This window comes from Acinetobacter sp. YH12046, assembly GCF_013419905.1.
Taxonomy (GTDB): Bacteria; Pseudomonadota; Gammaproteobacteria; order Pseudomonadales; family Moraxellaceae; genus Acinetobacter.
Genome location: NZ_VOZF01000063.1, coordinates 1 through 3,144, shown reverse-complemented (window position 1 = coordinate 3,144; position 3,144 = coordinate 1). Strand labels below are relative to the sequence as shown.

Below are 3,144 nucleotides of genomic sequence, written 5' to 3'. Positions count from 1 at the left end.
AATACCAACGAACAGCCCAAAGAATGATTTCACCTTGAAAGTGCCGACCGTGGAAGGGATTCATCTGCTGTATCTCGAAATAAATAAGATATTTAGCTTATCATGTCAGCCTATTTGCAACAGTGCCTTTTTAGGTGGTTCCGCTAGGGTATACTGAAAATAAACTTGTCCTGTACCTGATTCCAGTAAAACACTCTCCGAAAATATCGAGACGATTCACGGTTGGTTACAGATAGTTTGGGTGTTATTTTTATCTCTATGCTTGATAGGCTTTATGAGCTTACCACAAATAATTTTTCATTCGGTCAGTCCTCGCTTTCATCCGACCAATTTTGACTCAACTCACTCACCAAACGACTCTCATCGCATTTAAAATCAATATAGTGATAGGTATTGGCAGGCAATAGCCAATCCTGCCCTGTCAGTGGACATTTTTGTTCCATATCTTCTGCCTGTGTCCAATCACGGTAATTCATTAGAAAATAATAGGTGGGTACACCTGTGCTTTGTTCAATGATACGGCACAATTCTCGACCTATTTTGCTATGCTCAGAATTGGGATTTTGCATTTGCTCTAAGGCAAAGGCTTCACTTACTGGTTGAGAACCAAGCCACAAACGATATAACGCTTCAGCCTGACGATACCATGACCACACATTATCATAACAAGGGTGATCAGGTTGGGTATATGGGATTTTATATAGAGGAATGCCTTGTAAGGTTACTCCATCTAGTAAAGGCGAACTCCAGCCCCAACGCAACATGTAAAATTCAGATTGCGTTGGTACGGCATAACGGGGAAGAGGATAGTCATGGTCTTCTCCGATATACAAGGTTTGAATGGGTTTACCTGCTAACTGTTCGATTTTATTGTGCATTTCTTGGGCATAGCTGTTCATATTTTTACGGTCAAGGGCATCCATTTCAGGACACACCACAGTCACGCGAGTAATATCATTTTGGCTAACAGCTAAATGATGGTTACGGGGTAATATTTGTCCGTTGCCTTCTAAATTTCCTAAATAACAAAATACATCATGGTCGTGGCTATCATCATCTTCAGCGATACCTGTATATTGGGGTATGATAATATCAAAGGCGTGCATTTTTATATCTCATGCTTAATTTATATTAAATATATTTGGGGATGTTGCTGTTGAAATTGGTTAAAGTGCTGTCTTGTAGTGTCAATTTAACCTATACCGTCAATGCCGTACACTCTAAATATTAATAATACTTAAACTACTTGATATTATAACTATAATTTTTCTTATCATATTTACCGAAATAAGGAACAGCTACATCCTTATGCACTGTATTATTACTATCAGTATATGTAATTACTATAGAGTCTTCGGTGTCAGAATATTTTATAGGATACTTAAATGATTGATTAGGAGATAAATTACCTATATTTTCTGATTTATTAGTGGTTTTATAAGTTAAATTAACCTTAGTTATATCTTCGGAGGTTTTGTTATTTATAATTAGCATCCCTTCTGATTCACTTTGACTGGAACAAGCCACAGTAATTAATGCACTTAAGCTAATTACATACAGTTTTCTTATTGAGATCTTCACGAGCCAAACCTTTAGTTATTTTATTTAATACAAAATAATTCTATGCAAGAAATGCCACTCTCAACTTCTTAAGCCTATTGGAATGGCTGTATTACAAGAATTGTAAGTTTAATATTGAAAGTCTAACCTTCGTAAAATAAATGATTTAGCGAAAAAAAGTTGAGAGTTAAGCATAAAATGGAATCTTATTTTTCACCAAAGGAATTAGAAGATGTTAAAGAACCATTAGTTATAACTTTCATTTTGAGACTACCCTAAATTCTGTGTAACTATCTAGTTTTCTAAAATACTTCTTAAATTTTGTCAAAATGGCTTTATTAGCTCGAAAAACTAACTTTCTATACACCATGAAGTACACCGCGACTACCTAAATAACTCAATATACCAATATCATTAGCCTACAGCCTAAGGTTCTAGTCCTCACTAGGGTACCGAAGCAGTGAAATTGGTTTGCCATAGGCATACTAATCAGAGTATGAAAAAGAAACTCCTCTCTCTGCAAATTCTTGATTGAAAACACTAAGAACCTTCATACTAAAAGTATAATAAATAAGTACTAGCCTTTCTATTATGGTGATGTCGTTCATATTCCAAGATATTCTCCGATCATCTAATAACCCCTCCCAACTAGGATCGTTTATTTTAGGTATAGATTGACTGCCGTAAGAAGGTATTTGATCAACTAAATGACGCATATCATCGAGTTTTTGATTTGATAGGGGTTACCCCAGAATTTGGAGAAAATAGTACGACAAGGAATTTTGTCGACTAATTAATTTATTAAAATCAAAGATTTATATTTTTATGCTTTGCCTGTCTGCTAGAGATTGGCAACATGCAATTTAATTGAAAGATTTTTAACGAAGTTCTTAAATAACAACTACATAGAAGTAAATAAATGTACTTACCGCCCTATAATTTCCGTTTTCTGTGCTGACCCCTAATATAGCAGTTTTTCACTGAATAGAACTCAGATAACTTATCATTTGGTGATAGTCAGAAGCCTTTATTCCCTTAAAATAATTTTTGTTTTTGATATCAAGGACTACTTCTACCACAACCTGTAAACAGCGAATAAAAATCTTAAAATTTAAACCCTAATTTCGATAAGAAGGGTAAATATACTTTCTGCTTTTCACTATCTAATAATGCTTCAGCAATTTGTTCAGCAAACACATCGTAACTTCGACCTGCTTGCCCTTGTGCCAAATACGATGCCTCATGTAATTGAGATATTTTTTTAGCGAAGGCAAAGCGTTGATTATCGGTCATGGTTATAAACATATCTACTGTATGTGGATCACGCTCTGTCTTTTCAGCTTTTACCGTTTTGGGCTTGGTTCTTTGTTTAAATTTAAAGGTAAATCCTGTAATAGTGCGACCTTGCTTGTGTTGCTCATATTCAGCAATAATATCCGTGTGTTCGTTAATTTGACGGCACTGTTGCAAATAGAGATTTGAGTCGATGATGTTCCCTTTAAAAAGTGCTTAGAGACCGAAAACCCTGTTGATTAGACACACTTCACCCTGAGGCTGACCATAATAAAATGACGATGCTTGTCC

Annotated in this window: 3 protein-coding genes and 1 pseudogene; all 4 read right to left on the bottom strand. The window is 35.3% G+C overall.

What is annotated here, in order from left to right; genetic code table 11:
- Window positions 1-305: 305 nt before the first annotated feature.
- Window positions 306-1,106: a DUF2310 family Zn-ribbon-containing protein gene (locus FTU03_RS15795; RefSeq protein ID WP_114237944.1), complete on the bottom strand. Its 801-nt coding sequence runs from the start codon at window positions 1,104-1,106 to the stop codon at window positions 306-308.
- Window positions 1,107-1,242: 136 nt separating this feature from the next.
- The gene (locus FTU03_RS15790; protein WP_114237945.1) at window positions 1,243-1,581 is read right to left on the bottom strand and encodes a hypothetical protein; all 339 of its coding nucleotides are present in this window, start codon (window positions 1,579-1,581) and stop codon (window positions 1,243-1,245) included.
- Between the two features lie 1,083 nt (window positions 1,582-2,664).
- Window positions 2,665-3,030 (bottom strand): RepB family plasmid replication initiator protein, encoded by a 366-nt coding sequence (locus tag FTU03_RS15785; protein WP_218944957.1) that lies wholly within the window; start codon window positions 3,028-3,030, stop codon window positions 2,665-2,667.
- Window positions 3,031-3,069: 39 nt separating this feature from the next.
- Window positions 3,070-3,144, bottom strand: a pseudogene (locus FTU03_RS15780) (IS6 family transposase); the annotation flags it as partial.

What these genes read in the sequence shown, in the direction of transcription:
- FTU03_RS15795 (WP_114237944.1), bottom strand. Translation starts at nt 1,106, where the DNA reads ATGCACGCCTTTGATATTATCATACCCCAATATACAGGTATCGCTGAA.